Annotated in this window: 22 protein-coding genes; 14 read left to right on the top strand and 8 right to left on the bottom strand. The window is 60.8% G+C overall.

From position 1 onward, the window contains the following. The first annotated feature begins 3 nt into the window (after positions 1 to 3). From NFR19_RS00980 to NFR19_RS01010, 7 genes are all read left to right on the top strand, one after another. Positions 4 to 1,215 carry an FtsW/RodA/SpoVE family cell cycle protein gene (locus NFR19_RS00980; protein WP_251211911.1) on the top strand — a complete coding sequence of 404 codons (1,212 nt, stop codon included), beginning with the start codon at positions 4 to 6 and terminating at the stop codon, positions 1,213 to 1,215. Then, positions 1,200 to 2,297, top strand: a complete 1,098-nt coding sequence (gene murG, locus NFR19_RS00985) for an undecaprenyldiphospho-muramoylpentapeptide beta-N-acetylglucosaminyltransferase (protein WP_251211912.1) — start codon at positions 1,200 to 1,202, stop codon at positions 2,295 to 2,297. Before NFR19_RS00980 ends, murG begins: the two co-directional genes overlap by 16 nt. Before the next feature lie 57 nt (positions 2,298 to 2,354). Beyond that, the gene (locus tag NFR19_RS00990; protein WP_251211913.1) at positions 2,355 to 4,901 is read left to right on the top strand and encodes a YhgE/Pip domain-containing protein; all 2,547 of its coding nucleotides are present in this window, start codon (positions 2,355 to 2,357) and stop codon (positions 4,899 to 4,901) included. Further along, on the top strand, positions 4,894 to 6,843 hold the full coding sequence (locus NFR19_RS00995) for a YhgE/Pip domain-containing protein (protein WP_251211914.1): 1,950 nt from the start codon (positions 4,894 to 4,896) through the stop codon (positions 6,841 to 6,843). The genes NFR19_RS00990 and NFR19_RS00995 overlap by 8 nt, the downstream gene beginning before the upstream one ends. Before the next feature lie 216 nt (positions 6,844 to 7,059). Next, positions 7,060 to 7,578, top strand: coding sequence for a 50S ribosomal protein L10 (gene rplJ / locus NFR19_RS01000; protein WP_251211915.1), 519 nt, complete (start codon positions 7,060 to 7,062; stop codon positions 7,576 to 7,578). Between the two features lie 138 nt (positions 7,579 to 7,716). After that, on the top strand, positions 7,717 to 8,100 hold the full coding sequence (gene rplL / locus NFR19_RS01005; RefSeq protein WP_251211916.1) for a 50S ribosomal protein L7/L12: 384 nt from the start codon (positions 7,717 to 7,719) through the stop codon (positions 8,098 to 8,100). A gap of 179 nt (positions 8,101 to 8,279) precedes the next feature. Further along, a complete protein-coding gene (locus NFR19_RS01010) occupies positions 8,280 to 9,014 on the top strand; it encodes a tRNA threonylcarbamoyladenosine dehydratase (protein ID WP_251211917.1) in 735 nt (244 codons plus the stop codon). 146 nt (positions 9,015 to 9,160) lie between these two features. On the opposite strand, the gene NFR19_RS01015 is transcribed toward NFR19_RS01010, so the two are convergent. From NFR19_RS01015 to NFR19_RS01025, 3 genes are read right to left on the bottom strand one after another with little or no spacing between them, the layout of a single operon-like run. After that, the gene (locus tag NFR19_RS01015; RefSeq protein ID WP_251211918.1) at positions 9,161 to 11,098 is read right to left on the bottom strand and encodes a heavy metal translocating P-type ATPase; all 1,938 of its coding nucleotides are present in this window, start codon (positions 11,096 to 11,098) and stop codon (positions 9,161 to 9,163) included. A gap of 46 nt (positions 11,099 to 11,144) precedes the next feature. Then, entirely contained in the window at positions 11,145 to 11,363 is a 219-nt protein-coding gene (locus NFR19_RS01020; protein ID WP_251211919.1) for a cation transporter, read from the bottom strand. 27 nt (positions 11,364 to 11,390) lie between these two features. Continuing rightward, complete coding sequence (locus tag NFR19_RS01025; protein ID WP_432762710.1) at positions 11,391 to 11,816, bottom strand: ArsR/SmtB family transcription factor; 426 nt, start codon at positions 11,814 to 11,816, stop codon at positions 11,391 to 11,393. Positions 11,817 to 12,273: 457 nt separating this feature from the next. Between NFR19_RS01025 and NFR19_RS01030 the strand changes: the two genes are divergently transcribed. From NFR19_RS01030 to NFR19_RS01045, 4 genes are all read left to right on the top strand, one after another. Continuing rightward, complete coding sequence (locus NFR19_RS01030) at positions 12,274 to 13,131, top strand: tyrosine-protein phosphatase (RefSeq protein WP_251211920.1); 858 nt, start codon at positions 12,274 to 12,276, stop codon at positions 13,129 to 13,131. Between the two features lie 158 nt (positions 13,132 to 13,289). Beyond that, entirely contained in the window at positions 13,290 to 14,978 is a 1,689-nt protein-coding gene (gene guaA / locus NFR19_RS01035; protein WP_251211934.1) for a glutamine-hydrolyzing GMP synthase, read from the top strand. Positions 14,979 to 15,622: 644 nt separating this feature from the next. Beyond that, a complete protein-coding gene (locus NFR19_RS01040) occupies positions 15,623 to 16,129 on the top strand; it encodes a hypothetical protein (protein WP_251211921.1) in 507 nt (168 codons plus the stop codon). 71 nt (positions 16,130 to 16,200) lie between these two features. Beyond that, entirely contained in the window at positions 16,201 to 16,569 is a 369-nt protein-coding gene (locus NFR19_RS01045; protein ID WP_251211922.1) for a hypothetical protein, read from the top strand. A 17-nt stretch (positions 16,570 to 16,586) separates the two neighbouring features. Here the strand turns inward: NFR19_RS01045 and NFR19_RS01050 are convergent, their stop codons facing one another. From NFR19_RS01050 to NFR19_RS01065, 4 genes are all read right to left on the bottom strand, one after another. Continuing rightward, on the bottom strand, positions 16,587 to 17,456 hold the full coding sequence (locus NFR19_RS01050) for a radical SAM protein (RefSeq protein WP_251211923.1): 870 nt from the start codon (positions 17,454 to 17,456) through the stop codon (positions 16,587 to 16,589). Positions 17,457 to 17,594: 138 nt separating this feature from the next. Next, on the bottom strand, positions 17,595 to 18,476 hold the full coding sequence (locus tag NFR19_RS01055) for a radical SAM protein (protein ID WP_251211924.1): 882 nt from the start codon (positions 18,474 to 18,476) through the stop codon (positions 17,595 to 17,597). A 2-nt stretch (positions 18,477 to 18,478) separates the two neighbouring features. Further along, the gene (locus tag NFR19_RS01060) at positions 18,479 to 19,117 is read right to left on the bottom strand and encodes an SDR family oxidoreductase (RefSeq protein WP_251211925.1); all 639 of its coding nucleotides are present in this window, start codon (positions 19,115 to 19,117) and stop codon (positions 18,479 to 18,481) included. A gap of 16 nt (positions 19,118 to 19,133) precedes the next feature. Further along, complete coding sequence (locus NFR19_RS01065) at positions 19,134 to 19,679, bottom strand: flavodoxin family protein (RefSeq protein WP_251211926.1); 546 nt, start codon at positions 19,677 to 19,679, stop codon at positions 19,134 to 19,136. A gap of 96 nt (positions 19,680 to 19,775) precedes the next feature. On the opposite strand from NFR19_RS01065, the gene NFR19_RS01070 reads away from it, so the two are divergent. Continuing rightward, positions 19,776 to 20,129, top strand: coding sequence for a winged helix-turn-helix transcriptional regulator (locus NFR19_RS01070; RefSeq protein ID WP_251211927.1), 354 nt, complete (start codon positions 19,776 to 19,778; stop codon positions 20,127 to 20,129). 175 nt (positions 20,130 to 20,304) lie between these two features. After that, positions 20,305 to 20,760: a MarR family winged helix-turn-helix transcriptional regulator gene (locus NFR19_RS01075; protein WP_251211928.1), complete on the top strand. Its 456-nt coding sequence runs from the start codon at positions 20,305 to 20,307 to the stop codon at positions 20,758 to 20,760. A 3-nt stretch (positions 20,761 to 20,763) separates the two neighbouring features. Here the strand turns inward: NFR19_RS01075 and NFR19_RS01080 are convergent, their stop codons facing one another. Further along, the gene (locus NFR19_RS01080) at positions 20,764 to 21,534 is read right to left on the bottom strand and encodes a DUF169 domain-containing protein (protein WP_251211929.1); all 771 of its coding nucleotides are present in this window, start codon (positions 21,532 to 21,534) and stop codon (positions 20,764 to 20,766) included. A gap of 113 nt (positions 21,535 to 21,647) precedes the next feature. On the opposite strand from NFR19_RS01080, the gene NFR19_RS01085 reads away from it, so the two are divergent. After that, positions 21,648 to 22,172 (top strand): hypothetical protein, encoded by a 525-nt coding sequence (locus NFR19_RS01085; protein WP_251211930.1) that lies wholly within the window; start codon positions 21,648 to 21,650, stop codon positions 22,170 to 22,172. The last annotated feature ends 300 nt before the right edge of the window (positions 22,173 to 22,472 follow it).

The following is a 22,472-nucleotide window of genomic DNA, read 5'->3' on the forward strand; positions in this document are numbered from 1 at the left end:
CGCATGGCGCGCGCGAATCGCAATCCGCAGACGCAAGGCGTGCGCACCGCTCGCACGCTTTTGATCGTGGCGGTCATCCTGCTGGTCATCATCGGTTTGGTCATGGTGTATTCCACCACGTCGGTCTCGTTGGCGGGGCAGGGAAAATCACCCTATTCCGATGTGATCGGGCAGGCGCTGTTCGCGGCTATTGGCATTGCGGCGGCCATCGCGTTGTGGCTCGTGGTGCCGTATCACACGTGGGGCGGCCAGTTCACCTGGATCGCATGGGGCATCGGCATCGGGCTTTTGTTCCTGACGGCGGTGGCGGGCACCGAAGTGAACGGCGCGAAGCGCTGGCTCTACATCGGTCCCATCGGCATGCAGCCCTCCGAGCTCATCAAGATCGCGCTGTTGCTGATGGTGATCCGCATCGTGAACGACGCGCGCCAGCACACCATAGAGCCGCGCGCTGCTGTCACGCAGTTCATCTTGCTGATCATGGCGCCGCTGGTGTTTCTGTATCTGACCCAGTCCGACCTGGGAACCTCGTTGATCTGCGTGGTGGGCATCTTCGCGGTCATGTGGATGGGCGGCATCTCGGGACGGTTGCTGATGGGGATCGGCATCGTGGTGGCCGCCGCTGCCGTGTATGCGATTTTCGGCACGGGCTTTCGCAGCGGGCGTTTGGTGTACCTCGACCCGTGGGGCGACGGGCAGGGTGGCTATGGTACCGGCTACAACATCATCCGCTCGTACTATGCGCTGGCCGAAGGTGGCCTGCTGGGCGTGGGCATCGGCAACTCCCATGAGAAGTTCGACTACCTGTTCGCCTCCGAGAGCGACTTCATCTTCGCGGTCATCGGGGAAGAGACGGGCTTGGTGGGTGCGCTGGTGGTGGTGGCGCTGTTCCTGGTGGTGCTCTATGCAGGTCTGAAGATCAGTGAGGGTGCTCCGGACGAGCTGGGCGCCATGATATCGGGCGGCTTCGCCATCATGCTCGTGTTCCAGGCGTTCCTCAACATCGGATGCACCATTGGCGTGCTACCCACGACGGGCAAGCCGTTGCCGTTCATCTCATCGGGAGGCACCTCCATCGTCTCATCGCTTCTGATCATCGGGTTGATCCTGTCGGTGGAGCGCGGTGCTGAGGCGCCCGACAAGCACGAGCGGCGACGCCAGGAGCTGCGCGTGCATGCAGGAGGAAGAGAGGATCAGCCATGGGCACGACGGTAGTTCTTTCCGGAGGCGGCACGGCCGGACACATCAATCCGGCGCTCGCATTGGCTGAGGTGCTGCGCACGCGCGGATGCGACGTATACTTTGCGGGTACGCCCGAGGGGATCGAGGCGCGCTTGGCGCCAGCGGCTGGGCTTCCTTACGAGGCATTCGAGGCGAGCGGTTTCGATCGGTCCCACCCAGCAACTCTGGTGCGTGGCGTGCGCAAGATCGCGAAGAGCACCAAGCGGGCGAAGGCGTGGTTCGATCGCATCAAGCCCGATGTCGTGGTGGGCTTTGGCGGATACGTATGCATTCCAGTATCGCGTGCGGCAGAGCAGCTGGGCATTCCGGTGGTGCTCCATGAGCAGAACTCGGTGATGGGCATGGCCAATCGTTATCTGGCGAAGCGAGCGGCGGCGGTGTGCCTGACGTATGCCGATACGGCGGGCAACGATGCGCCCGCGCAGCGCACGCACGTGACGGGCAACCCGGTGCGCGCGGCGGTGACCACGGCTACGCGGGCGCAGGGCTTGGCCTTGTATGGTATCCCCGACGATGCGCGGGTGCTCTTGGTGTTCGGCGGTAGCTTGGGCGCGCGCCATATCAACCAGGCGATCGTGCGCATGAAGGACGAGCTGCTCGCGCGCGATGACCTGCATGTGGTGCAGATCACCGGCTCGCGCGAATTGGAATCGGCGCAGAAGGAATTGGCGCTCAGCGATGGGCAGGCTGCTCGTTGGCATGTGCTGGGGTATCAGGATCGCATGCCGGAGACGCTCGCGTGCGCAGATGCCATCGTCAGCCGCGCGGGTGCTACGTCGCTTGCCGAGATAGCGGCCCGCTGTATCCCGGCTATTTTGGTGCCGTATCCGTTTGCCACGGGCGACCATCAAACGCACAATGCCGCAGAATACGTGGCTGCGGGAGCGGCCACGATGATTCCCGATGCCGATCTGGACGCGCCGGTGTTTTCGCGGGCTGTGCTCGATCTGGTGGATGATGCGGCCGCACGCGAGGCGATGCGCACGGCCGCGCAGGCCCTTGATGCCGCTGATGCGGCTTCCTTGTTGGCCGACATCGTGCTGGATGCGGCGTAGGGTAGGCGACCATGCGCCTTCTGCCCGTTGACGCCTGGTATGCGAAGGTGAGCTACCATGCCCACCAGTGATGGCGCACGAGCGGAAAGGAGGCGGCGCGGCGGAATGCGAAACGTGCTGCGCGTGCTGAAGCGCGATATCGTGCGCTTGGTGAAGGTGCCTCCGGCGCTGGTGGTCATCGGCGCGCTGCTGGTGCTTCCTTCGCTCTACACGTGGTACAACGTGCGGGGATTTTGGGATCCATACGAAAACACGGGAGACTTGAGCGTTTGCGTGGTCGATGAGGACATCGGCGCGCAGAGCGATCTGACCGGGTTCGTGAACGTGGGCGATATGATCGTGGATGAACTGCACGAGAACCACCAGCTTGATTGGCGTTTTCCCTCGTACGACCAGGCGATGGAGCAGTTGCGGTCGGGAGAGTGCTATGCCGTATTCGTGATCCCGGAGGATTTCTCGGCTGACCTGTTGACGCTGACCACGGGCACGTTCCAACAACCTGATATCAAATACTACGTCAACGAGAAAACGGGACCGGTTGCGCCGAAGATAACCGATACGGGCGCGAACACGCTTGATGCGACGATCAACGAGGCCTTCGTGGAGACGGTCAGCAAGAAAGCGGCAGAAGCGCTGGACGCTGCGGTGGACGAGTCGAACCAGAAACTGGATACAGCGCGTTCGGCTGCGTCTCAGAAGGTGGACGAGGCGCGGGCGCACCTGCAAGATGCGTCTTCGGCAATAGCGTCTTTGACGGGCGAGATGCGGCAAGCCCAAGAGCGCGCTGGCAATGCCGATGGCATCTTGGGGGCTGCGCGGGACGCTTTGAGCCGCGCCTCCGATGCGGTGGGCGCGCTTAGCCATACGGCCTCTGATGTGCAAGACGGGTATACGTCCTTCACCGCTACTGCCACACCGGCGGTGGTGGATGCGCTGGGCAAGATGGCTGATGCGTATAGCGAAGCGGTGCGGGCGCTCGATCAGGTGCCGGTGCAGACCCCTGAGTTCAAGGCGCTTTTGGAGCAGCTGCGCGCTTCAGCCGACAAGGCGCAATCCGATGCCGATCGGTATTCGCAGATATTGGCGGATGAGTTGGTGCCTGCGGTGGGAAGCGGGCTCGGTACGGTGGCGGGATCGCTCGGGCAAGCGAGCGGCACCATTGCTGCGCAGAATGTGTTGATATCTCAGACGCAGGCTATCGTCGATGATATGACGGCGACGCTGGCCTCGTCGGCAACGGCGCTCGATCAGACCCAAGGGCTTCTGGATGGGCTCGTATCGCAGGTCGATCAGGTGCAGACGGACGCTTTGGCGCTTGCGGGCTCCGATGCGCTTGCTCGTGCGCTCGGCGATGGGCAGCTCGATCCGTCGCGAGTGGCGGAGTTCATCAGCGCACCGACGCGGCTCGTTACCGAGCAGCTCTACCCGCTCAACGCTTATGGCGCCGCCATGGCGCCCCTCTTCATGAACCTGACGTTTTGGATCGGCGCCTTCATGTTGATGGTGGTGATGCGCCAAGAAGTGGACGCACAAGGCATCAAACGTCTGACGCTCGCGCAACGCTACGTGGGCCGCTACCTGCTGTTCGCCCTCATGTGCGCACTGCAGGCTGCCATCTGCTGTATCGGGTTGCCCCTCATTGGCGTGCAGGTAGCGAGCTTGCCTGCGCTCATTGGTGCAGCTGTCGTGGCGTCGCTCGCGTATCTCAGCATCATCTATGCGCTGTCGGTCACGTTGCAGCATATTGGCAAGGGAATCTGCATCATCTTGGTGTTCGCGCAAATACCGGGTGCGACCGGTCTGTATCCGGTGGAGATGACCTCGCCGTTCTTCCAGGCGATCTATCCGCTTCTACCGTTCACGTACGGCATCAGTGCGATGCGTGAGTCCATCTGCGGGTTCTATGGCACGCAGTATGCCACCGATATCGCCCTTTTGCTGGTGTACCTGGTGGTCTTTATGGCCATTGGGATCTTGGTGCGGCCGCTGCTGTCGAATGTGAATCGTATGGTGGCGCGCCAGATCAAGCAAAGCGGCATCTTCAACGGCGAGGACGTTGAGGTGCCCGTGCGGCGCTTCCGTCTTTCGCAAGTGGCGCGCGTGCTGGCCGACCGGGAAGAGTATCGCACGGAGCTCGTGCGCCGCTATGACCGGTTTACCCGCGCGTATCCGTGGATGATCCGCGGTGCGGTGGTGGTGGGCGTTGTCGTGCCGGTGGCGCTGACGCTTACCTTCTCGTTCGGAATGACCGAGAAGGTGATCCTGCTCACGCTGTGGCTGGGATGGCTGGCGCTGGTGTTCATGTTCTTGGTGGTCGTGGAGAGCCTGCGGTCGAGCTTCGAGCGGCAGTTGCGCCTTGACGATATGAGCGACCAGGAGATACGTGATATGTATCTGGATCGGTGGAACACCGAGCAGGCTGACGTAGTGCATATGCCGACGAAGACCGCGGCCGCGACGGTGGGTGAGGGCGCGCGTGCGAGCACGAGTGCCGCCGCGAGTACGGATGTCGCTGCGCACGCAGAGGTGACCGTGGCTGCGACCGGGATCGCAACTGCGGATGCGCCGGAGAGCTCGGCGGATTCGGGAGGCGACCATGCATAACGTCTGGACGCTCTTCAAAGGCGATATGCAGCGTCTGTTCGCCAATGTGGTCAGCTGTATCATCACCATCGGTCTGGTGGTCGTGCCTTCCATCTTCGCGTGGTACAACCTGATCGCATGCTGGGACGCTTTCGACAACACGGGCGATCTGAAGGTAGCGGTGGCGAATCAGGACGACGGTTACGAGAGCGATCTGGTGCCGCTGCGCGTGAACATCGGCGATATGGTGGTGAGCGCCCTGCGCGCGAACGACCAGATAGGCTGGACCGTTACGGATGCCGAGGATGCTGTGGATGGTACGGCGAGCGGGAAGTACTACGCGGCAGTGGTCATTCCCGCAGGGTTCAGCCGCGACATGATGCGCTTTTACGCGGATGAGCCCGAGCACGCGCAGATCACCTACTACGTCAACGAGAAGAAGAACGCTATCTCACCGAAGATCACCTCGACCGGGGCCGATACGGTTTCGGAGCAGGTGAATACGGTGTTCGCTCAGACGCTTTCAGAGGTGCTGTTGGGAGTGGCTGAGTCGCTCTCGCGCTCGGCGGAGTCGGCCGATGTGGGTGGTCAGGTAGCGGCGCTGGCGGCGCATGTGAGCGCGATGGCTGACGACATGGATCGAGCGTCTGGCGTGGTCGGCATGTACCAGGATGCGCTGCATACGTCGGATGCGCTCGTGGATGACAGCGCCGAGCTGATGCGCAGCGCCAAGGATGAGGCGCAGACTGCCTTGGGGGCGGCAAGCGATGGCATGCAGCATATGCAGGATGCTGGCGCGGCAGCGGTGCAGGCTGGCGAGAAGATGGGGCAAGCGCTGGATGCGGCGCAGGAGAGCTTTGCTGCGTTCAAGGAGAAAATCGAGAGCTCGGAGTTAAGCTCGCTTCTGAGCCCTGAGGATAAGGAGCGCATCGAAGCGCTGATATCCGATGCGCAGGCTGGCATTCAATCGGCGCGTGATGACCTGAACACCCATTTGAAGCCGCAGCTTGAACAGCTGGCCTCGCAAGCGCAAGGGCTCGCCTCTGATGCCAACAGCGCGCTTTCCGGCATTGCCACTGCCGAAAGCGATTTGTCGTCGGCTGCGGATGCGGTGCACGGGGTGTTGGGCGGCGCATCGGCCAAGATAGGCGAGGTGCAGAGCGGTCTGGCGGAATCGTCGTCAAAGCTGCGCGAGCTCAGCTCGGCCATCACCACCGCTTTGGCGGCGGGAGACTCCGAGGCGCTGCGGGCCATTCTGGGTTCGGATACGCAAGCTCTCTCGCAGGCGTTGGGCGCGCCTGTGGGGATTGAGCGCATCGCCGTGTTCCCATCAGAGAACTTCGGATCGGCCATGGCGCCGTTCTATACCACCTTGGGCATCTTCATCGGGTCGCTGCTGATCTTGGTGGTGGTGAAGCCGAAAGTATCCAATCGAGCACAAGGCACGCTGCGCAACCCGAAGCCGCGCCAGATGCTGATCGGGCGCTTCGGGTGCATGGCGGTCATCTCGCTGGCGCAGACCACGCTCATGGGACTGGGAAACCTATTCTTGTTGCAGGTGCAGGCGGTGCATCCGTGGCTTTTGATGCTGAGCTTTTGGGTGTCAGGACTGGTGTTCACGTTCATCATTTACGTGTTGGTGCTTGCATTCGCCAATCTGGGGAAGGCGCTTGCGGTGTGCTTACTGATCGTGCAAGTGACTGGCTGCGGCGGGTCGTATCCGTTGCAGATCCTGCCTGATTTCGTGCAATGGCTGAGCCCACTTCTGCCCGCTACCCACGCGGTGGGGGCTATGCGCGCGGCTATGTTCGGCATCTGGGGGGCCGACTATTGGGTGCAGCTGGGGCAGTTGTGCTTGTTCTTGATACCGGCAGCGCTTATTGGGTTCGCTCTGCGCAAGCCCTTCGAGCGCTTTATGAAGTGGTACGTGCATACGGTTGAGTCTACGAAGCTGATCGGGTAGAATAGTCGGGCTGCCTTCGGGCGGCGCATACGGAACAAGTTCTGCTGCTTAAGACAGCTGGTACCCAATCAGGGTTTAATCGCGAAAGCGGCCCGCCGAGGTGGTGGTTGGCATGAATGTGTCGGCTCCTGCTGTCTTTGTGCGCGGGGGCCGTTTTTTATGGCACCAGGCCTATTCGGCAGAACGTTGAGCGAAATAGAAGGAGGTGAAACGTTTATGCCGAATGCTGAGAACAAGCAGATGCTCACAGACATCAAAGCTGATATCGAAGGTTGCGGTGCTATGTGGGTCGTGGACTACCGCGGGCTTTCCGTGAAGGAGATCCAACTGCTTCGCCGTGCGGTCCGTGATGCGGATGCGCAGATGAAGGTGTACAAGAACACCATCATGCACATCGCTTTGGGCGAACTTGATTGCCCGGATATGGATGCGGTGCTGGCTGGCCCCTCCGCGTTCGTGTTCGCTGGCGAGGATCCGGTGGCATCTGCCAAGGTGCTGCGCGATTTCGCCAAGGAGAACGAGAACCTGGAGATCAAGGGCGGCATGATGGACGGCACGTTCGTGGACGCTGCACAGGTCAACGAGATCGCCAGTCTGCCGTCGCGCGAAGAGCTCATCGCCAAGCTGCTGGGCACCATCAACAACCCGCTGGTCAAGATGGTGCGCGTGCTCAATGGCCCCATGGAGGCCTTTGCTCGCGTGGTGTCGGCCATCGAGGGGCAGAAGGCCGCGTAGTGCGGTTGGCCGCATGAGCGGCAAAGCTGCCTGAGGCAGGGGTTGCCTGAGGTGGCGCGGCAGAGGGCCGCAGGGCGAAAGCCCGTATTGTTGACATGAAGGCGCCTGGGGGCGCCATAATGAGAAAGAGAGTTTGACATGGCTGTTACTCGTGAAGAGATCGTTGAAGCTTTGAAGGAGATGCCTGCTCTGGAGCTGTCCGAGCTGGTCAAGGAACTGGAAGAGGTCTTCGGCGTGAGCGCTGCTGCTCCGGTGGCTGTGGCTGCTGCTCCGGCTGCTGGTGGCGACGCGGGCGCTGCTGACGGCGGCAAGACCGACTTCGACGTTGTGCTGGAGGGCTTCGGCGACAACAAGATCGGCGTCATCAAGGTGGTTCGCGAGATCACCGGCCTGGGCCTGAAGGAGGCCAAGGAGGCTGTTGAGGGCGCTCCGACCCCGGTTGCCGAGGGCGTGCCGCAAGACAAGGCTGACGAGATCAAGGCTAAGCTGGAAGAGGCTGGCGCTGCTGTCACCATCAAGTAGCTTTTGCCAGGCGGTTTTCTGCTAGGCAATTTGTCAGGCATGTTCCGCTGCTTTCTGTGCGGATATGGTGCATGAATTGGCCCCGGAGGATCATCTCCGGGGCTTTTTGTTGTTTTCCGGGCCGTTTGTGCCAAAACCCTTCCTTTCTTTGAGATTTCTAAGGTGCTACATTGAGTTATATGGGAACAGAAGATGCGAAATCGCGGTTGAGGCGGCTGCTCGGGGACGAGGGCCTGGAGAAGCTGGCGAAATCGTGCGTGTGGGTGATCGGCCTGGGCGGCGTGGGATCTGCGTGTGCCGAAGCGCTTGCACGCGGGGGTGTGGGTAGCTTCCTGTTCATGGACAAGGACGTGGTGGAGCCGAGCAACATCAACCGGCAGGCCATCGCATTCGTGAGTACGGTGGGACAGCGCAAGGTGGATGTGATGCGGGCGATGGCGGCTGACATCAACCCCGATGTGCGCGCGGAGACGCTGTTTGCGTTCGTGCTGGAAGAGACAGCCGACGAGCTGCTGGGCACCTACCCGAATCCCGACTACATCGTGGATGCGGTGGATACGCTGACCGCGAAGGCGGCCATCGCGAAGTATGCGCAGGGGCGCGGGATACCGTTGGTGTCCTCCATGGGCATGGCGAACCGGACCGATCCGACGGCGCTGCGGTTCGCGACGCTGTCTCAGACGGAGGGCTGCCCGTTCTGCCGCGAGATGCGCAAGATCGCGCGCGACCGCGGCTTAGGCGATTTCCATGTGCTGTACTCCACTGAGCGCCCGCTGAAGGTGCAGCCAGCTGAGGGCGCTGCTCGCCGCGACCGCACCGAGTTGGGCACCTATTCCTACATGCCGCCCGTTGCCGGACAGATGATCGCCGGCTTCGTCATCCAGCGCTTGTTAGGAGGGGGCGCCCGAGGGTAGGAGCGCTCTGGCTAACGCTCCGCTACTCGCTTTGCTCGTGCGCTTCGCTACCTCATGCATTCGTATGCGCGCTTCGCGCGCGAATGTTGGTGTTCAGATACGCCCGAAACGCCCCTATCCTCGGGCGCCTCAGAGAACCATCTCGCTTACAGCCCCTTCGTGCGCATGGCGCGCATGGCGTTCAGGATGGCGATGACGGCCACGCCGACGTCGGCGAACACAGCCATCCACATGTTGGCGATGCCGAAGGCGGCTAGTATCAACACGGCGAATTTGATCCCGAGCGCGAAGATGATGTTCTGCCAGACGATCCGCATGGTCTTGCGGGCGCAGCGGATGGCGCGGGCGATCTGAGTGGGTTTGTCGTCCATCAGGACCACGTCGGCGGCTTCGATGGCAGCGTCTGACCCCATGGCGCCCATGGCGATGCCCACATCGGCGCGCATGAGCACAGGCGCATCGTTGATGCCGTCGCCCACGAAGGCCACGCGCCCGATACGCTTGCCCTTATCGTCGTCGGCTGCGCATTCACCGTCCGTGCGCATAATGGCTTCAAGCTGGGCAACCTTGTCCTGCGGGAGCAGTTCGGCATGATAGTCGTCAAGACCGAGGTCGTCCGCCACTGCTGCGGCAACTGGTTGGCGGTCGCCGGTCAACATGATAGCGCGCTGCACGCCCACCGCATGCAGGTCAGTGATGGCTTGGCGCGCGTCGGCTTTCACGGTGTCGCCGATGATGAGCGAGCCAGCATAAGCGCCGTCAACGGAGAGGTGGATCTGCGTGCCGATCATCTCGGCGGTCTCGTAGGCGATATCGTGCAGATACATCAGCTTGTCGTTGCCTGCGAGCACTGCATGCCCGTCAATGAGCGCATTAATGCCATGGCCGCTGATCTCTTCGGTCTTCGAGATGCGTTTGAGGTCGATCGCGCCGTCGTAGGCGCGCTGGATGGATACCGCGATGGGGTGGTTCGAGTATGCCTCGGCATGCGCGGCCAACTCTAGCAACTGCTGGCGCGCGAAGCCTTCCGCTGGAAGCACGTCGGTGACGGTGAAGGTGCCGGAGGTCAGGGTGCCGGTCTTGTCGAAGACGACGGTGTCCACCTTCGCCAGCGCTTCCAGGTAGTTGCTGCCCTTCACGAGGATTCCCATGCGCGAGGCGCCGCCGATGCCGCCGAAGAACGACAGCGGCACAGAGATGACCAGCGCGCAGGGGCATGATACGACGAGGAAGGTGAGGCCGCGCAGTATCCAGTCGGGCCAGTTTTCGACGAAAAGCGGCGGCAGGATGGCGATGGCGGCCGCCAGCCCCACCACGATGGGGGTGTAGTAGCGCGCGAACCGTGTGATGAAGGCTTCGGTGCGCGCTTTCTTGTCGGCAGCGTTCTCCACCATTTCCAAGATGCGCGCCACGGTGGAGTCCTCGTAGGGCTTCGCTACGGCGATGGTCAGCGTGCCGGAGGTGTTCACGCACCCAGAGATGACCTCGTCGCCCGCCTTCGCAGTGCGGGGGACCGATTCGCCCGTCAGCGCCGAGGTGTCGATTTGACTTTCGCCTTCTATGACGGTGCCGTCGAGCGGGATGCGTTCGCCTGGCTTCACGATGATGTGGTCGCCGATGGCAACCTCAAAGGGATCCACCTGAACCAGCTGGCCGTCGCGCTCCATGTTGGCGAACTCGGGTGCGATATCCATCATGTCAGAGATGGATTTGCGCGATCTACCCACCGCGTAGCTCTGGAAGAGTTCGCCCACTTGATAGAACAGCATGACCGCGGCACCTTCGGCCATGTGCGGGTCAGTATCAGGGAAGAAGACGAGCGCGAACGCGCCGAGGGTGGCTATTGACATGAGGAAGCTCTCATCGAGCCCATGGCCATGCGCTAGCTTGCGCGCTGCTTCGATGAGCACATCGTAGCCGCCGACAAGGAAGGGGATCAGGAAGAGCGCGAATTCGGCATAGAGGGCGCCAGGTTCGCCGAAGGTGCGCTCAAGGGTGCCGGTGGCTTCGATGATGAGCGCGCCTGCGAACAGGGCAATAGCGACGATGATGCGGTTGCGCCAGTGTTTTTGCTTGGTGGTCATGGTGTTGTCCTTATAAGGTGGCGATGCATTGATGCTGCGAGTGCGGCTAGCGCACGATGACGCAGTCCTTCTCGTAGCTGGTGCAGATGGTCTGCGCTTCGTTGAGCACGCGTTCGAATGCGGCGTCGTCGGCGTCCAGCATGAGCTTGCCGGTCATGAAGCTGATCTTGGCGCTGTTGACGCCGCTGATCTTAGCGATGTCGTGTTCCATGTGGCTGGCGCAGTTGGCGCAGTCGAGGTCTTGCAGCTTGAACGTGCGTTTCATGAGGATCCTTTCGTTGGGTGGTGTGCGCTATTCGCAAATGTGGGTCATGCCTTGGGCCAGCATGGTGTAGACGTGATCGTCGGAGAGCGTGTAGATGACGTTTTTGCCATCACGCTGGAACCTGACCAGATGGGCCTGCTTGAGGATGCGCAACTGGTGGCTGACGGCGCTTTGAGTGGCACCGATCAGTTCGGCGATGTCGGCCACGCAGAGGGGATGGCGCATCAACGCGTAGAGGATCTTGATGCGCGTGGTGTCGGCGAAGACCTTGAACAGGTCGGCCAGGTCGTAGAGCAGTTCGTCTTCGGGCAGCCCTTCACCGTCGAAGGGGCACTCGGCGCTGCGATCGGTGGTACCCATGGGGCACTCGGCGCTCGTGTGGCATCCGCAGCCGCAGTTACATTCCAGCACGCTTTCGGCTTCGCGGACGATATCGGTTGTAGCGTTTGGCATGGTAGCTCCTTGGTCTGCGCGGGATGTGCAGACTGGGAAGATGATTGCGGAAGCGGCATCTTCGGTTCGGCACATCCGGCTGTCGTGCATCCATATTCAATAGAACATATGAACAACTATTCATAAGTATAGACGAGCGTGGCATGTTGTCAACGCTTTTCTTTCGCGGATGTGGCAGGGTGCAGAAGAACGCTCAAAAGTGTTAGAGCCTTGTATAGTTGATGGTGAAGCAAAGCGCGAGACAGGTGAGGCAGCGGCGCTGAGATGACGCTACCAAAGCGACGCGGGTGGCAGGGGAGCCGGAGCAAGGAAGGCGGCGTGCGGGTTGTTCTGGTTCGCGTGGGCATCGCGGCATAATGGTACAAGCGGCGCGGGGGCTTGTGTGGAGCATGATAGTGGGTCTTTCATCTGGCGATCAGATGGAGACGGGCGTGTTTGAGTTGTGTAGGAGACGGATATGACTGATAAGCTTGCTACCTTTTGTGCACCATCTGAGCCGAGGCAGGTGCCCGGCTTTCGCAACTTCGGACATATTCCATTGCGGGGCGTGACGAACGCGCGCGATCTGGGAGGCATGCCGGCAGCTGACCATAAGCGCATCGCGCGGCGTCGGCTGGTGCGGTCGAGCTCGCTGCACGATGCCACGGCTGAGGATATGAAGCAGCTGCTGCACATGCATGCGGTGGATTGCGTGGTCGATTTCCGCACGGATGCCGAGATCCAGAAGGAGCCTGACCCCAAGCCGCTCATGCAGGGCGTGAAGTACATGCACTTGCCCGTGTTCACGCAGGAAGCCGTTGGGATCACCAGCGGCGGCAATCCGGTGCGCGATATGCGCGCTATGATGGAGTATGCGGGCAAGCCGTACGAGATGATCAGCGAGTTGTATGTGAAGAGCGTGCTGGGCGAGCCGGGCAAGGCCGCGTACACGGCGTTTTTGGAGGACTTGCTGACTGAGACATCGGGCGCCACGCTGTGGCATTGCACGCAGGGCAAGGACCGGACGGGCATTGCGGCCGTGTTGGTGGAGTACATCCTGGGCGTGCCCGCCGACTACATTCGCGACGATTATCTGGCGACGAACCTGTTCGTGAACGGGTTGCCCGAGACCATGCGGAAGTTCTTGGCCGACAAGAAGTTCGCACGCATGATCGATGAGGATGTGAACGCGTATGCGTTCGCCAGCATGTGCTATTTGGATGCCATGCTGGAGGCGGTTGAGGGCGCGTATGGCGGTTTGGATAACTACATCGTGCGCGCGCTGGGCTTTGACGCCGATAAGCAGGCGAAGCTGCGGGAGTTGTATCTGGTGTGACCGGGCGCGTGCGATGAAGGGCGCAGAAGGGTGGAGGATGCGGGAGAAGGCGGCCGTTCCTCTTCGGCGCGGATCGCATGCCGATGCGCATTCTCTTGGCGGCTTCACTCGGTATAATGGGGGCATCGTTTCCGGTCGTGAAAGGTGCTTCCGTGGCTATTGATTCCGCAACTCCGCAGCAGAAGGTTGTCGTTTTCGATTTTGGCGCTCAGTACGGGCAGCTGATCGCTCGGCGCGTGCGCGATCTGGGGGTGTATTCCGAGATCGTGTCGTGCGATGTGTCGGCTGATGAGGTGCGGGCGATGGCGCCTGCGGCCATCATACTGTCGGGCGGCCCGGCCAGCGTGTATGCGGAGGATGCGCCGTCGCTGGATCCGGGCGTGTTCGAGCTGGGTGTGCCGGTGTTGGGGTTCTGCTACGGGCAGCAGATCATGGCGGTGACGCTGGGTGGCGAAGTGGGGCATACCGAGAAGGGCGAGTACGGGCCAGCGGAGTTGACGCGGCTGGATGGTGCGTGCGGACAGGCGTTTGGCTCGGACACCGGCAACCCCGTCATCGGCGATTCGCTCCTGTTCGCTGATACGCCGTGCGAGCAGACGGTATGGATGAGCCATCGCGATGCGGTGAGCCGCGTGCCGGAGGGGTTCGCGGTGACCTCGCGCACGGACGTGTGCCCGGTGGCATCGATGGAGTGCCCCGAGCGGCGCCTGTACGCCACGCAGTTCCACCCGGAGGTGCGCCATACGCCGTACGGGCAGCAGATGCTCGCGAACTTCCTGTTCAAGGTGTGCGGGCTTGAGAAGAACTGGACGATGGATTCCATCATCGAGGATTCCGTGGCTGCCATTCGCGAGCAGGTGGGCGGCGACCGCGTGATCTTAGGGTTGAGCGGCGGCGTTGATTCCAGCGTGGTGGCGGCGCTGTGTGCGAAGGCCATCGGCGATCAGGTGACGTGCGTGTTCGTGAATCATGGGCTCTTGCGCGCGAATGAGCCCGAGGAAGTGGAAGAGGTGTTCACGCGGCAGTTCGACGTGGATTTCGTGCACGTGCACGCGGAGGACCGCTACGCTGAGCTGCTGGCTGGCGTGACCGATCCGGAGCAGAAGCGGCGCATCATCGGCGAGCAGTTCTGGAAGGAATTCTTCGCGGTGGCGGAGGATTTGGCGGAGGATGGGCGGCCGGTGAAGTATCTGGCTCAGGGGACCATCTACCCGGACATCATCGAGAGCGGCGCGCGTAAGACCGGCGGGAAGGCGTCCACGATCAAGAGCCATCACAATCTGATCCCGTTCCCGGAGGGTGTGAGCTTCGAGCTGATCGAACCGCTGGATCATTTCTTCAAAGATGAGGTACGCGCGCTGGGGACGGCGCTAGGGCTGCCGGATCATATCGTGCATCGGCAGCCGTTCCCGGGGCCGGGGCTGGCGATTCGCATCATCGGGGAGGTGACGCCGGAGAAGCTTGAGATGCTGAAGGGCGCGGACGCCATCGTTCGTGAGGAGCTGGATGCGTACAATGAGCGGCTGTTCGCAGAGAGCGGCGCGCGTGGTGCGGGCGTGGAGCGCGCGGTGGCGGGCGGTCCGGAGGTGGAACGGCCGGTGTGGCAGTATTTCGCCGTGCTGCCGGACATCAAGAGCGTGGGCGTGATGGGGGATGAGCGCACGTATCAGCGGCCGGTGATCTTGCGTGCGGTGGAGAGCAGCGACGCGATGACCGCCGATTGGGCGAAGCTGCCCTACGAGGTGCTGGCGCGCGTGAGCTCGCGCATCGTGGCTGAGGTGCCGGGCATCAACCGCGTGGTGTACGACATCACCAGCAAACCGCCCGCGACGATCGAGTGGGAATAGAACATATGTTCGTATCATCCTGCCTTGCATAGAATATTCCACTTGATGGAACCTGTCAAGCCTGATGTAGCTAACGAAAAACTGCAAGTAACCGGCGATATATGTCAACTGATGAGACCCGCTGAAACTGACCAGCGGGTCTTTGTTTTCCCTGCTAGAGCATTGATAATGCTATCCTTCGCCAAGTCTGGCGACTTCGCTAGCCTGCTCTATCCGTCGCATCATGCCCTATCGGCTCCATCAGTTGGGTTGCAAGCCGCTTGCGACCATTGACTTTTGCGTGTTTGCGGGCGGATCACTGTTTTGCAGCATTGATTTGAACTCACCCTGTTTTGATGGGGTCGAATTGCAAGAAACCCCAGTTCGGAGAATGGAATATTGTTTGCTCCGATTCTACGGTTTCAGCCTAGTTTCGCAGCAGTTAGCGGGGCTATTCACAGTGCTCAAATGGCATTGGGCATAGTGGCGAACGCGTAATTTTGAACATATATAGGTCTAGTTTAGATCCATTGCGGAGATTCTACTTGGAACACCGCCAATGCTAGCAGGTCAGAGGCTTGTTTTCTGGACATCGTTTTTTTTTAGCGAACACCATTTCGATGCTGTTTTGAAATGGTCGCCAAGACTGCTACGGATGGGCGCGGATGGCGCAAGTCATAGGCAACTTCTTCGGAGGCTCCCTGAGCCTCGGTATCGACCGCTTCGGCAGGCTCGGCGACCAGGGCGACAACGGCGTATACGTCATCGACGGATGGAAGATAGCCGACCGCATAGAGCTCGAATACGACCAGGACTGGAACCCGGTTGGATGGAAGCAGATAGACCCGTCGCGCGAGGAGTCCTACCACGACTTCGACGAGATGCTCCACGCCTTCGACGCCTCGATGCCCGAGGGCCTGAGGCTCGGTGCCTTCCTTGACGCCGAGGAGATCCCGACCTTTGAGGTGCGTATCGGCGACAAGGTCTGGATGCGCGAGTACGAGAGCGGCTACAGGCTCTTCGAGGTGGCGGGCTTCGGCGACGGCAGGCGCAACGGCCAGGACATGACCGGCGTGCCCTACGTCAAGCAGTTCGACCACGACGGCGACTGGTCCTGGAACATCAACAACTACGTGCGCGAGGACACCTGCCGCATCGCGCCGAGGTCCTAGAATCACGGGCCGTCGGTCCTCGGGTCGGCGGCCATCCCTCAACTTCATATGTCACGAGAAAGGATTCCATCATGGGTTACAGAAGCGAAGTCAGGATAGCCGCCACCCGAGAGGGGTACGACCTCATGTGCGAGCGAGTTGACGCCGTGAGCGAAGGGCTGGACAGCTACCCGCTCATGGGAAGCGATCGCCAGCCCGACTTCTTCGACGAGGAGGACGGCTGCGTCGTCTTCGGCTGGGATGACATCAAGTGGTACGAGGGGCTCCTCTGCGACGTCACCAACGTGGCAGAGGCGCTCGGCGAGCTAGACGAGCAGGATATCCCCTACGAGTTCTGCCGCATAGGTGAGAGCTGGGACGACATCGAGTTCTGCACGTCCGGCGACAACGAGAACCTCTCGATCCACGCCGAGCCCTCCGTTGCCATAGAGGTCTTCTGACTTCTATGGCAGCTGCCTTACAAGCCGGTCTTGAGGCTGCGCTTCAGCGTGAGGAGCTCGATATTGCCGTTCTCGATCGTCTCATCCAGTATGCGCTCCTTGTCGCGCAGGAAGTCCGGCGTGCTCAGGTTGAGAGACGCCGTGTGGTGCGTCACGAGCGCGCAGTCGGTGTCCAAGTGTTCTAGGAGTGTCCTCAATTCAACCAGCAGGCTCTTCTCGGAAAGCGGATCGAACTCTCCGTGCTCCGCATCTGCGAGCAGCGGCGTGCCCGGGAAGAGCGCGAGGCTCGTGACGTAGACGGTCGAGGGGTTGCACCGGTTGAACACATCGGCGGTGTGCACCGCATGGTTATGGCTGTGCTCGTGCCCCGCGATCCCGTTCATGAACGTGAGCCAGTACTTGATTCCCGCCTCGTCGAGCTTCGCGCACTGCTCGGGCACGTCTTTTGCGAGATAGCCCTTGTTGACGCGGTCGAGCGTCCAGTCGTTCCCGCTCTCGATGCCGAGCGAGACTTCCTCAAGCCCAAGCTCGTGCAGGCTCATAAGCTCATCTACCGTCTTGTTGCGAAAATTGTCCACGCGACAGACAGCGTAGATGCGCTCGATGTCGGGCAGGTACTCGTGGATATTCTCCATGACTTGAACCAGCTTGCTATAGGGAAGTGCGAGTGGGTCACCGCTCAGCAGTTGGATCGTCTTGGCACGGGGCATATCCTGGGCGATCTCGGCGAGGTCGCTCTCGATGACCTCCATGGGCTTGACGCCGAACCTGACGTCCCGATACATCGTGCAGAACTCGCACCTGTTGTGGGAGCACCCCTGGGTGATCTCTATCAGCGGCCATGTGGGCCAGTAAGGGTGGCGGTAGACCGGTTCCGTGAAATGCATGGTTGGTCCTTTCTATACCCAGGCGACGCCATTGAGATCACGCAACCCGTGCCTATGGCGTGGTTGGCCAGTGTTGCATCTAGCACAGGTGCCATCTACCCTTGCATCAGGGGTGGCACGCCGACCCCTGATGCAAGGCTACAAGCCCACTATCGACTTTCGGTACCTCTCCAGCTCCCCATCGGCATTGGCCACGATTCCCCTGTCCAGTATCGAGATGAGCCTTTCCTTGTCTTCTGGAAGCCTGCCCGCAAGCTTTACCGGCATCGAAACGTGCTCGCACCGGATCTCGGTCTCGCAACCGAGCCGGTCTATCAGCACCTTGAGCTCTTCCAGGCGCTCTATCTCCGTTGCTTCGCGAAAGGTGTCGGACAGCACCTCCCCATAGAGCGGCGTGTCCTTGAACAAGGTGAGCGAAGCAGTATAGATAAGCATCGGGGGAACCTTGTTGTAGAACTCGGCAGTGGCGATCGCGCTCTCGTCGCCATATCCGTAGCCACCCAGGCCGTTAAGGAACTGCCCTACCCAAGTGAGCCCGGCATCGTTTACCTTCTCCATCTGCTCAAGGGCAAAGTCGGCGTCGTAACCCTTATTCATCCAGGCGAGCAGCTCGTCGTCTCCCGTCTCGATCCCCACGGTAAGACGGCTGTACCCGGCATCGGCAAGCATTTCCAGCTCTCTGGTCGATTTGTTCCGGAAGTTCGTCGCACGTGCGAAGGCGCCGATGCTCTTCACCCAGGGCAGCTTCTCGTAGATGGCCTCGGCGATCTTCATCAGCCGATCGTAGGGAAGGGCGAAGGCGTCGGCCCCTTGGAGCCATATGCGATTGTAATGGTGCCAAGGCGATTTCGAGAGCTCGTCGATATCGCCCTTGACCTCTTCGAGGTCAGAGACGGCAAATCGCGCGTCCTTGTAGAACGTGCAGAATCGGCAGCTGTTATGGGAGCAGCCGGACGTCACTTGGAGGAACTCGCATCCTGCCTCGAAGGGAGGGCGCACGATGCCGCTTGCGAAATGCATCCCTAGACCTCCGAGAGCGCCTCGTCGATCGGGGTGCCCCCCGATCTCATCATGATGACCTTGCCGATGGTGTTGGGGTGGTCTATCGCGCCCGCAAGCACCGCCGCGACGTCGGGGATGGGGTTCGAGCCGTCGTGCTCGGGGTTGAGCTCGATCCTGCCGGTTCCCGGCTCTTCCTTGAGAAGAGTCGGCTGCACGATGGTCCACTCCAACCCCGAGATGTTGGCGAGGTACTCGTCGGCGAAGAACTTCGCGATGTTGTAATCGGTGATGTTCTGGAGCGACGGCTCCTCTGCCCAGCGCTCGGACTGCATCGCGAAGATGGAGCTGAGCATCACGAAGCGATTCGCGCCCACGCTCTTCGCGGCGCGCATCAGCTTGACGGCTCCGAACGCATCCGTTTGCAGGAGGTCCTTCCCCCTCGATCCCGCGACGAAGCACACGGCATCGCATCCCTTGAGATCGGCTGCCATCGCGCTCTCGTCATCGTGGAAGTCGATGGCGCACGGGGTTACGCCCGTTGGCCAATCAGTCTCTTCCGGATGACGCGATCCGGCGACAACTTCGTGGCCTGCGACCACAAGGTCCCCCACGAGCTCTCGACCGACGCGCCCGGTGGCACCTGCAACAAAAACCTTCATCGTTCTCTGCCTTTCACTAGAACTTACCGGCCAAGGCTGCAGCCTGATTGCAGCCGTCGGTCTTATCTATGGCGCCCACCTCGAGGACGCCGGGAATGAGCACCTTGCCCACGACATCCCACTTGAGCAGGGCCGCGATGCGGTCGAAGGGCTTGCTCAGGCCGTCCATGACGTCCAGCTCGTCCTCCTCGCAGCAGCAGATGAGCGCGCACTTCTTGCCGGCGATGTCCTTCTCGCCGATGCAGAAGGAGTACAGCTTGTCGATGACGTTCTTGATCTGGCCGGGGAAGGAGTACCAGTAGGTCGGGCAGGCAAACACGATGCCGTCCGCATCCAGGATGTCGGGGGCGATTGTATTGAAGTCGTCGTCGTAGGTGCAGGCCTTGCCGCTCTTGAAGCACGTCTCGCACGCGTGGCATCCGCCCACGTTCGAGGTGGCCGCGTTGAAGGTCACCACCTCGGTGCCGTTTCCTTCTGCCTTCTTCTTGAACGCATCGATCATGCGCTCCGTGTTGCCGCCCTTGCGCGGGCTCCCGTTGATGACGACGATCTTCTTCGCCATGGATGCACCTTCCCTCTCTTTGTGGATTGATGTATCCTATGAAATCACACAGGGAAGTAATATCAAGTACGCACTTATAGGATAGGTACTATCTTCATGGAGAGCGACATCAACCACGAACCAAGCCACGCGATCGACGATGCCCAGTTCGAAGGAACGGGGTATAGCTACACGCTCTCGCTCATCTCCGGCAAGCACAAGATGGTGATCCTCTACTGCCTCATGGAGTACCAACCGGTCAGGTTCAACGAGTTGAAGCGCTACCTGGGGAAGATCTCCGACAAGACGCTCTCCCAAAACCTCAAGGAGCTGGAGGGAGACGATCTCATCCGTCGCAAGGTGTATCCGCAGATCCCTCCCAAGGTCGAGTATTCGCTGACCGAACGCGGCGAGTCGCTGATGAAGGTGCTCGACCAGCTTTGCGTTTGGGGCGAGGCCAACCGTAGATGAGCGGGCAGCTTCAGGCGCAGATCCCGATGTCGCTCGATGCCCCATGGTCTTCTCCGCGCAGTACGGGCGGTGCTCTCCAGCCCCCCCGCGAATCTCTGTTAGAATCGTTAAGCCGTTATCTATCTGTCTTCTGAAGGGGATGTCTGCAATAGCGATGTCAACGAGGAACACGTCTTTGGCAGAATACTACACGCCGGGGCGTGCCGTCGCCGCCGCTTTCAGGCTGGGCCAATCGGTCCTGCGCGAGTACCTGAAGGGAAGCGGGATCCAGCCGGGCCATGCCGACTTCCTCTACGTGGTGTCGAAGATGGAGGGCATCACCCAGCGGGAGCTGAGCGAGGTCATGATGGTGAGCCGTCCCGCAGTCGCCCAAACCGCCAAATCACTGGAGGAGGCGGGGCTCATCCAGCGCACGCCGAGTGCCACGGACGGGCGGGCGGTCAACGTCTTCCTGACCGAGCGGGGCCGCGCCCTCGCGCCTGTGCTCGATGAGGCGTTCGAGCGGCTTACCGCCGTGCATGAAGCCGCCCTCACCCAACGCGAAAACCAAGAACTGAAGAAGTGCCTTACAAGCACCGTCAACGCGTTGCTGGCCGAGCACGAGCGACTGACGGACACGATGGAGCGGTGAAGCTCACTGCCTTTCGGTGATTTGGCCCCACGCGTGAGAGGCAAGGCACCCCTCATCGCAGTCGCGCTCCAGCGCCTCGTAGGTGCCGTACACCATGGTCAGCGACAACAGGTCCTTCTCTACTCGGTGGCGTTGGGCCAGATCGAACATTCCGAGGATCGCCATGGGGTCTTCCTTGGCCAGCTCCTGCTTGGCGAGAAGGATTGACTGGCATGCTCCACAGAAGGGCGCTACCACATTCAGGGGCCTCCCATTCCGGTAGCCGCACATGATAACGAGCGCGGAAAGCTGGTCGGGGTTCGCGAGCAGAAAGACCAGATCGGGATCGCGGTCGTAAGGGCGGCCTGCCGCATCGTCGAGAGGAGTCATGCAGACGTAGAGGTAATCCGCTTCTTCGAGTCCTAGAGACCCCTTCCACCTCATGACGGTATCGGGGCAGTCGAAGAACCGCTCGCCCCGCTTCATTTGCGGAGGAAGCTTCACCTGCGGGTCATACCCCTCGGACTCCTCCCCGTGAGAGAGGAGAAAGCGGGTAGAGGCATGTCTTTTCTCGAACGCATCGCCGAAACCGAGGCCGACGGCTCCGCCGGGGCACTTCACATCCTCCTCCCTCATGCAGAACGACTTGCCCGCAGACGCCGCGAGCAGGTATGGCAGCACGCACCGCGATGACGGCTGCGCGTCCGGGTCATAGCCTCTCGGCTCCTCGGAGCCGAACCATATCCCAACCGGCCGATGGGACAGTTTCAGCGCCTCTGCCAGATTTCCATTCATTTTAGCTCCTTGTAAAGACAAGTACTTATCTATATAATGGTTAACTACTTACCTATTATAGGATATCTCGCAGATGGACGGAATGCGCTGCCGAGACAGACAAGGAGTCGCAGATGGCAAATCGGATCAAAGGCGCCAAGCTGGCTCTGGTAAGGGGCTTGCATATTACGGCGATCGCCCTGTGGACGGGAGGGATCGCCGCTGCGATCGCGCTGCTGCTCGTCTTCGCGGGAAGCGGCAGCAGCGAGGTGGTTGCGGCGCTTTGCGATGCCGAGGCGGCGCTTGACAACTTCGTCATCATCCCAGGAGCCATGATCGCTATCTTGACGGCTTGCCTGTTCGGTTCTTTCACTACCTGGGGGTACTTCAAGAGGCGCTGGATCGTTTTGAAGTGGGCGCTCTCAATGCTCATCATCGTATCGGGCTCCCTGCTGATGATTCCCTGCGTGGATGCTATCCGCGATGCCGTGTCGCAAGGCGCGGCCTCCACAGTCGCATCCTGCGGCAGCTACCCGCTGCTCGTCATCCTGTTGGCTGCTCAGATGATCATATGCGTCGTCATGGTCTTCGTCTCGGTATGCAAGCCGAGGTTCGGCCAGGACTCGAACCGGGACAAGAGCCGCACCCAATCTCGCTGAGTTGTCGCGTGTGGCTTGCACGTGATGACAAGTCACCGACCATCTCTTGTGGCTTGTAGTCCAAAGTGGTCTAACGTGGTTTCAGTGTCGAAAGACACATTAGGAGGACACTATGAGATGCATTCAAGAGATCGCACCCGAAACGGTTGTCGAGGTTGATTCGCGAAGTTAGCCGAACACCCGGAGGCGTGGATAAAAACTTGGACATCTGAGATGAGGAGAGTTTGGAGAGGGTAAGGTAAATCGGACACCAAGTTAAGGGTGAAAGGTGTTCGATATGACCCGAAGAAGGAAGCGGTA

It is taken from the genome of Adlercreutzia murintestinalis (assembly GCF_943192905.1).
Lineage (GTDB): Bacteria > Actinomycetota > Coriobacteriia > Coriobacteriales > Eggerthellaceae > Adlercreutzia_A > Adlercreutzia_A murintestinalis.

Bases quoted from the DNA above. Each gene is read 5' to 3' on its own strand.
- NFR19_RS01010 (WP_251211917.1), top strand. From the start codon at position 8,280: ATGGGAACAGAAGATGCGAAATCGCGGTTGAGGCGGCTGCTCGGGGAC.
- NFR19_RS01070 (WP_251211927.1), top strand. From the start codon at position 19,776: ATGGAGAGCGACATCAACCACGAACCAAGCCACGCGATCGACGATGCC.
- NFR19_RS01015 (WP_251211918.1), bottom strand. From the start codon at position 11,098: ATGACCACCAAGCAAAAACACTGGCGCAACCGCATCATCGTCGCTATT.
- NFR19_RS01055 (WP_251211924.1), bottom strand. From the start codon at position 18,476: ATGCATTTCGCAAGCGGCATCGTGCGCCCTCCCTTCGAGGCAGGATGC.
- NFR19_RS01080 (WP_251211929.1), bottom strand. From the start codon at position 21,534: ATGAATGGAAATCTGGCAGAGGCGCTGAAACTGTCCCATCGGCCGGTT.
- NFR19_RS01045 (WP_251211922.1), top strand. From the start codon at position 16,201: ATGGGTTACAGAAGCGAAGTCAGGATAGCCGCCACCCGAGAGGGGTAC.
- rplJ (WP_251211915.1), top strand. From the start codon at position 7,060: ATGCCGAATGCTGAGAACAAGCAGATGCTCACAGACATCAAAGCTGAT.
- NFR19_RS01025 (WP_432762710.1), bottom strand. From the start codon at position 11,816: ATGCCAAACGCTACAACCGATATCGTCCGCGAAGCCGAAAGCGTGCTG.
- NFR19_RS01020 (WP_251211919.1), bottom strand. From the start codon at position 11,363: ATGAAACGCACGTTCAAGCTGCAAGACCTCGACTGCGCCAACTGCGCC.
- NFR19_RS00995 (WP_251211914.1), top strand. From the start codon at position 4,894: ATGCATAACGTCTGGACGCTCTTCAAAGGCGATATGCAGCGTCTGTTC.
- NFR19_RS00990 (WP_251211913.1), top strand. From the start codon at position 2,355: ATGCCCACCAGTGATGGCGCACGAGCGGAAAGGAGGCGGCGCGGCGGA.
- NFR19_RS01050 (WP_251211923.1), bottom strand. From the start codon at position 17,456: ATGCATTTCACGGAACCGGTCTACCGCCACCCTTACTGGCCCACATGG.
- murG (WP_251211912.1), top strand. From the start codon at position 1,200: ATGGGCACGACGGTAGTTCTTTCCGGAGGCGGCACGGCCGGACACATC.
- NFR19_RS00980 (WP_251211911.1), top strand. From the start codon at position 4: ATGGCGCGCGCGAATCGCAATCCGCAGACGCAAGGCGTGCGCACCGCT.
- NFR19_RS01065 (WP_251211926.1), bottom strand. From the start codon at position 19,679: ATGGCGAAGAAGATCGTCGTCATCAACGGGAGCCCGCGCAAGGGCGGC.
- NFR19_RS01030 (WP_251211920.1), top strand. From the start codon at position 12,274: ATGACTGATAAGCTTGCTACCTTTTGTGCACCATCTGAGCCGAGGCAG.
- NFR19_RS01040 (WP_251211921.1), top strand. From the start codon at position 15,623: ATGGCGCAAGTCATAGGCAACTTCTTCGGAGGCTCCCTGAGCCTCGGT.
- rplL (WP_251211916.1), top strand. From the start codon at position 7,717: ATGGCTGTTACTCGTGAAGAGATCGTTGAAGCTTTGAAGGAGATGCCT.
- NFR19_RS01060 (WP_251211925.1), bottom strand. From the start codon at position 19,117: ATGAAGGTTTTTGTTGCAGGTGCCACCGGGCGCGTCGGTCGAGAGCTC.
- NFR19_RS01085 (WP_251211930.1), top strand. From the start codon at position 21,648: ATGGCAAATCGGATCAAAGGCGCCAAGCTGGCTCTGGTAAGGGGCTTG.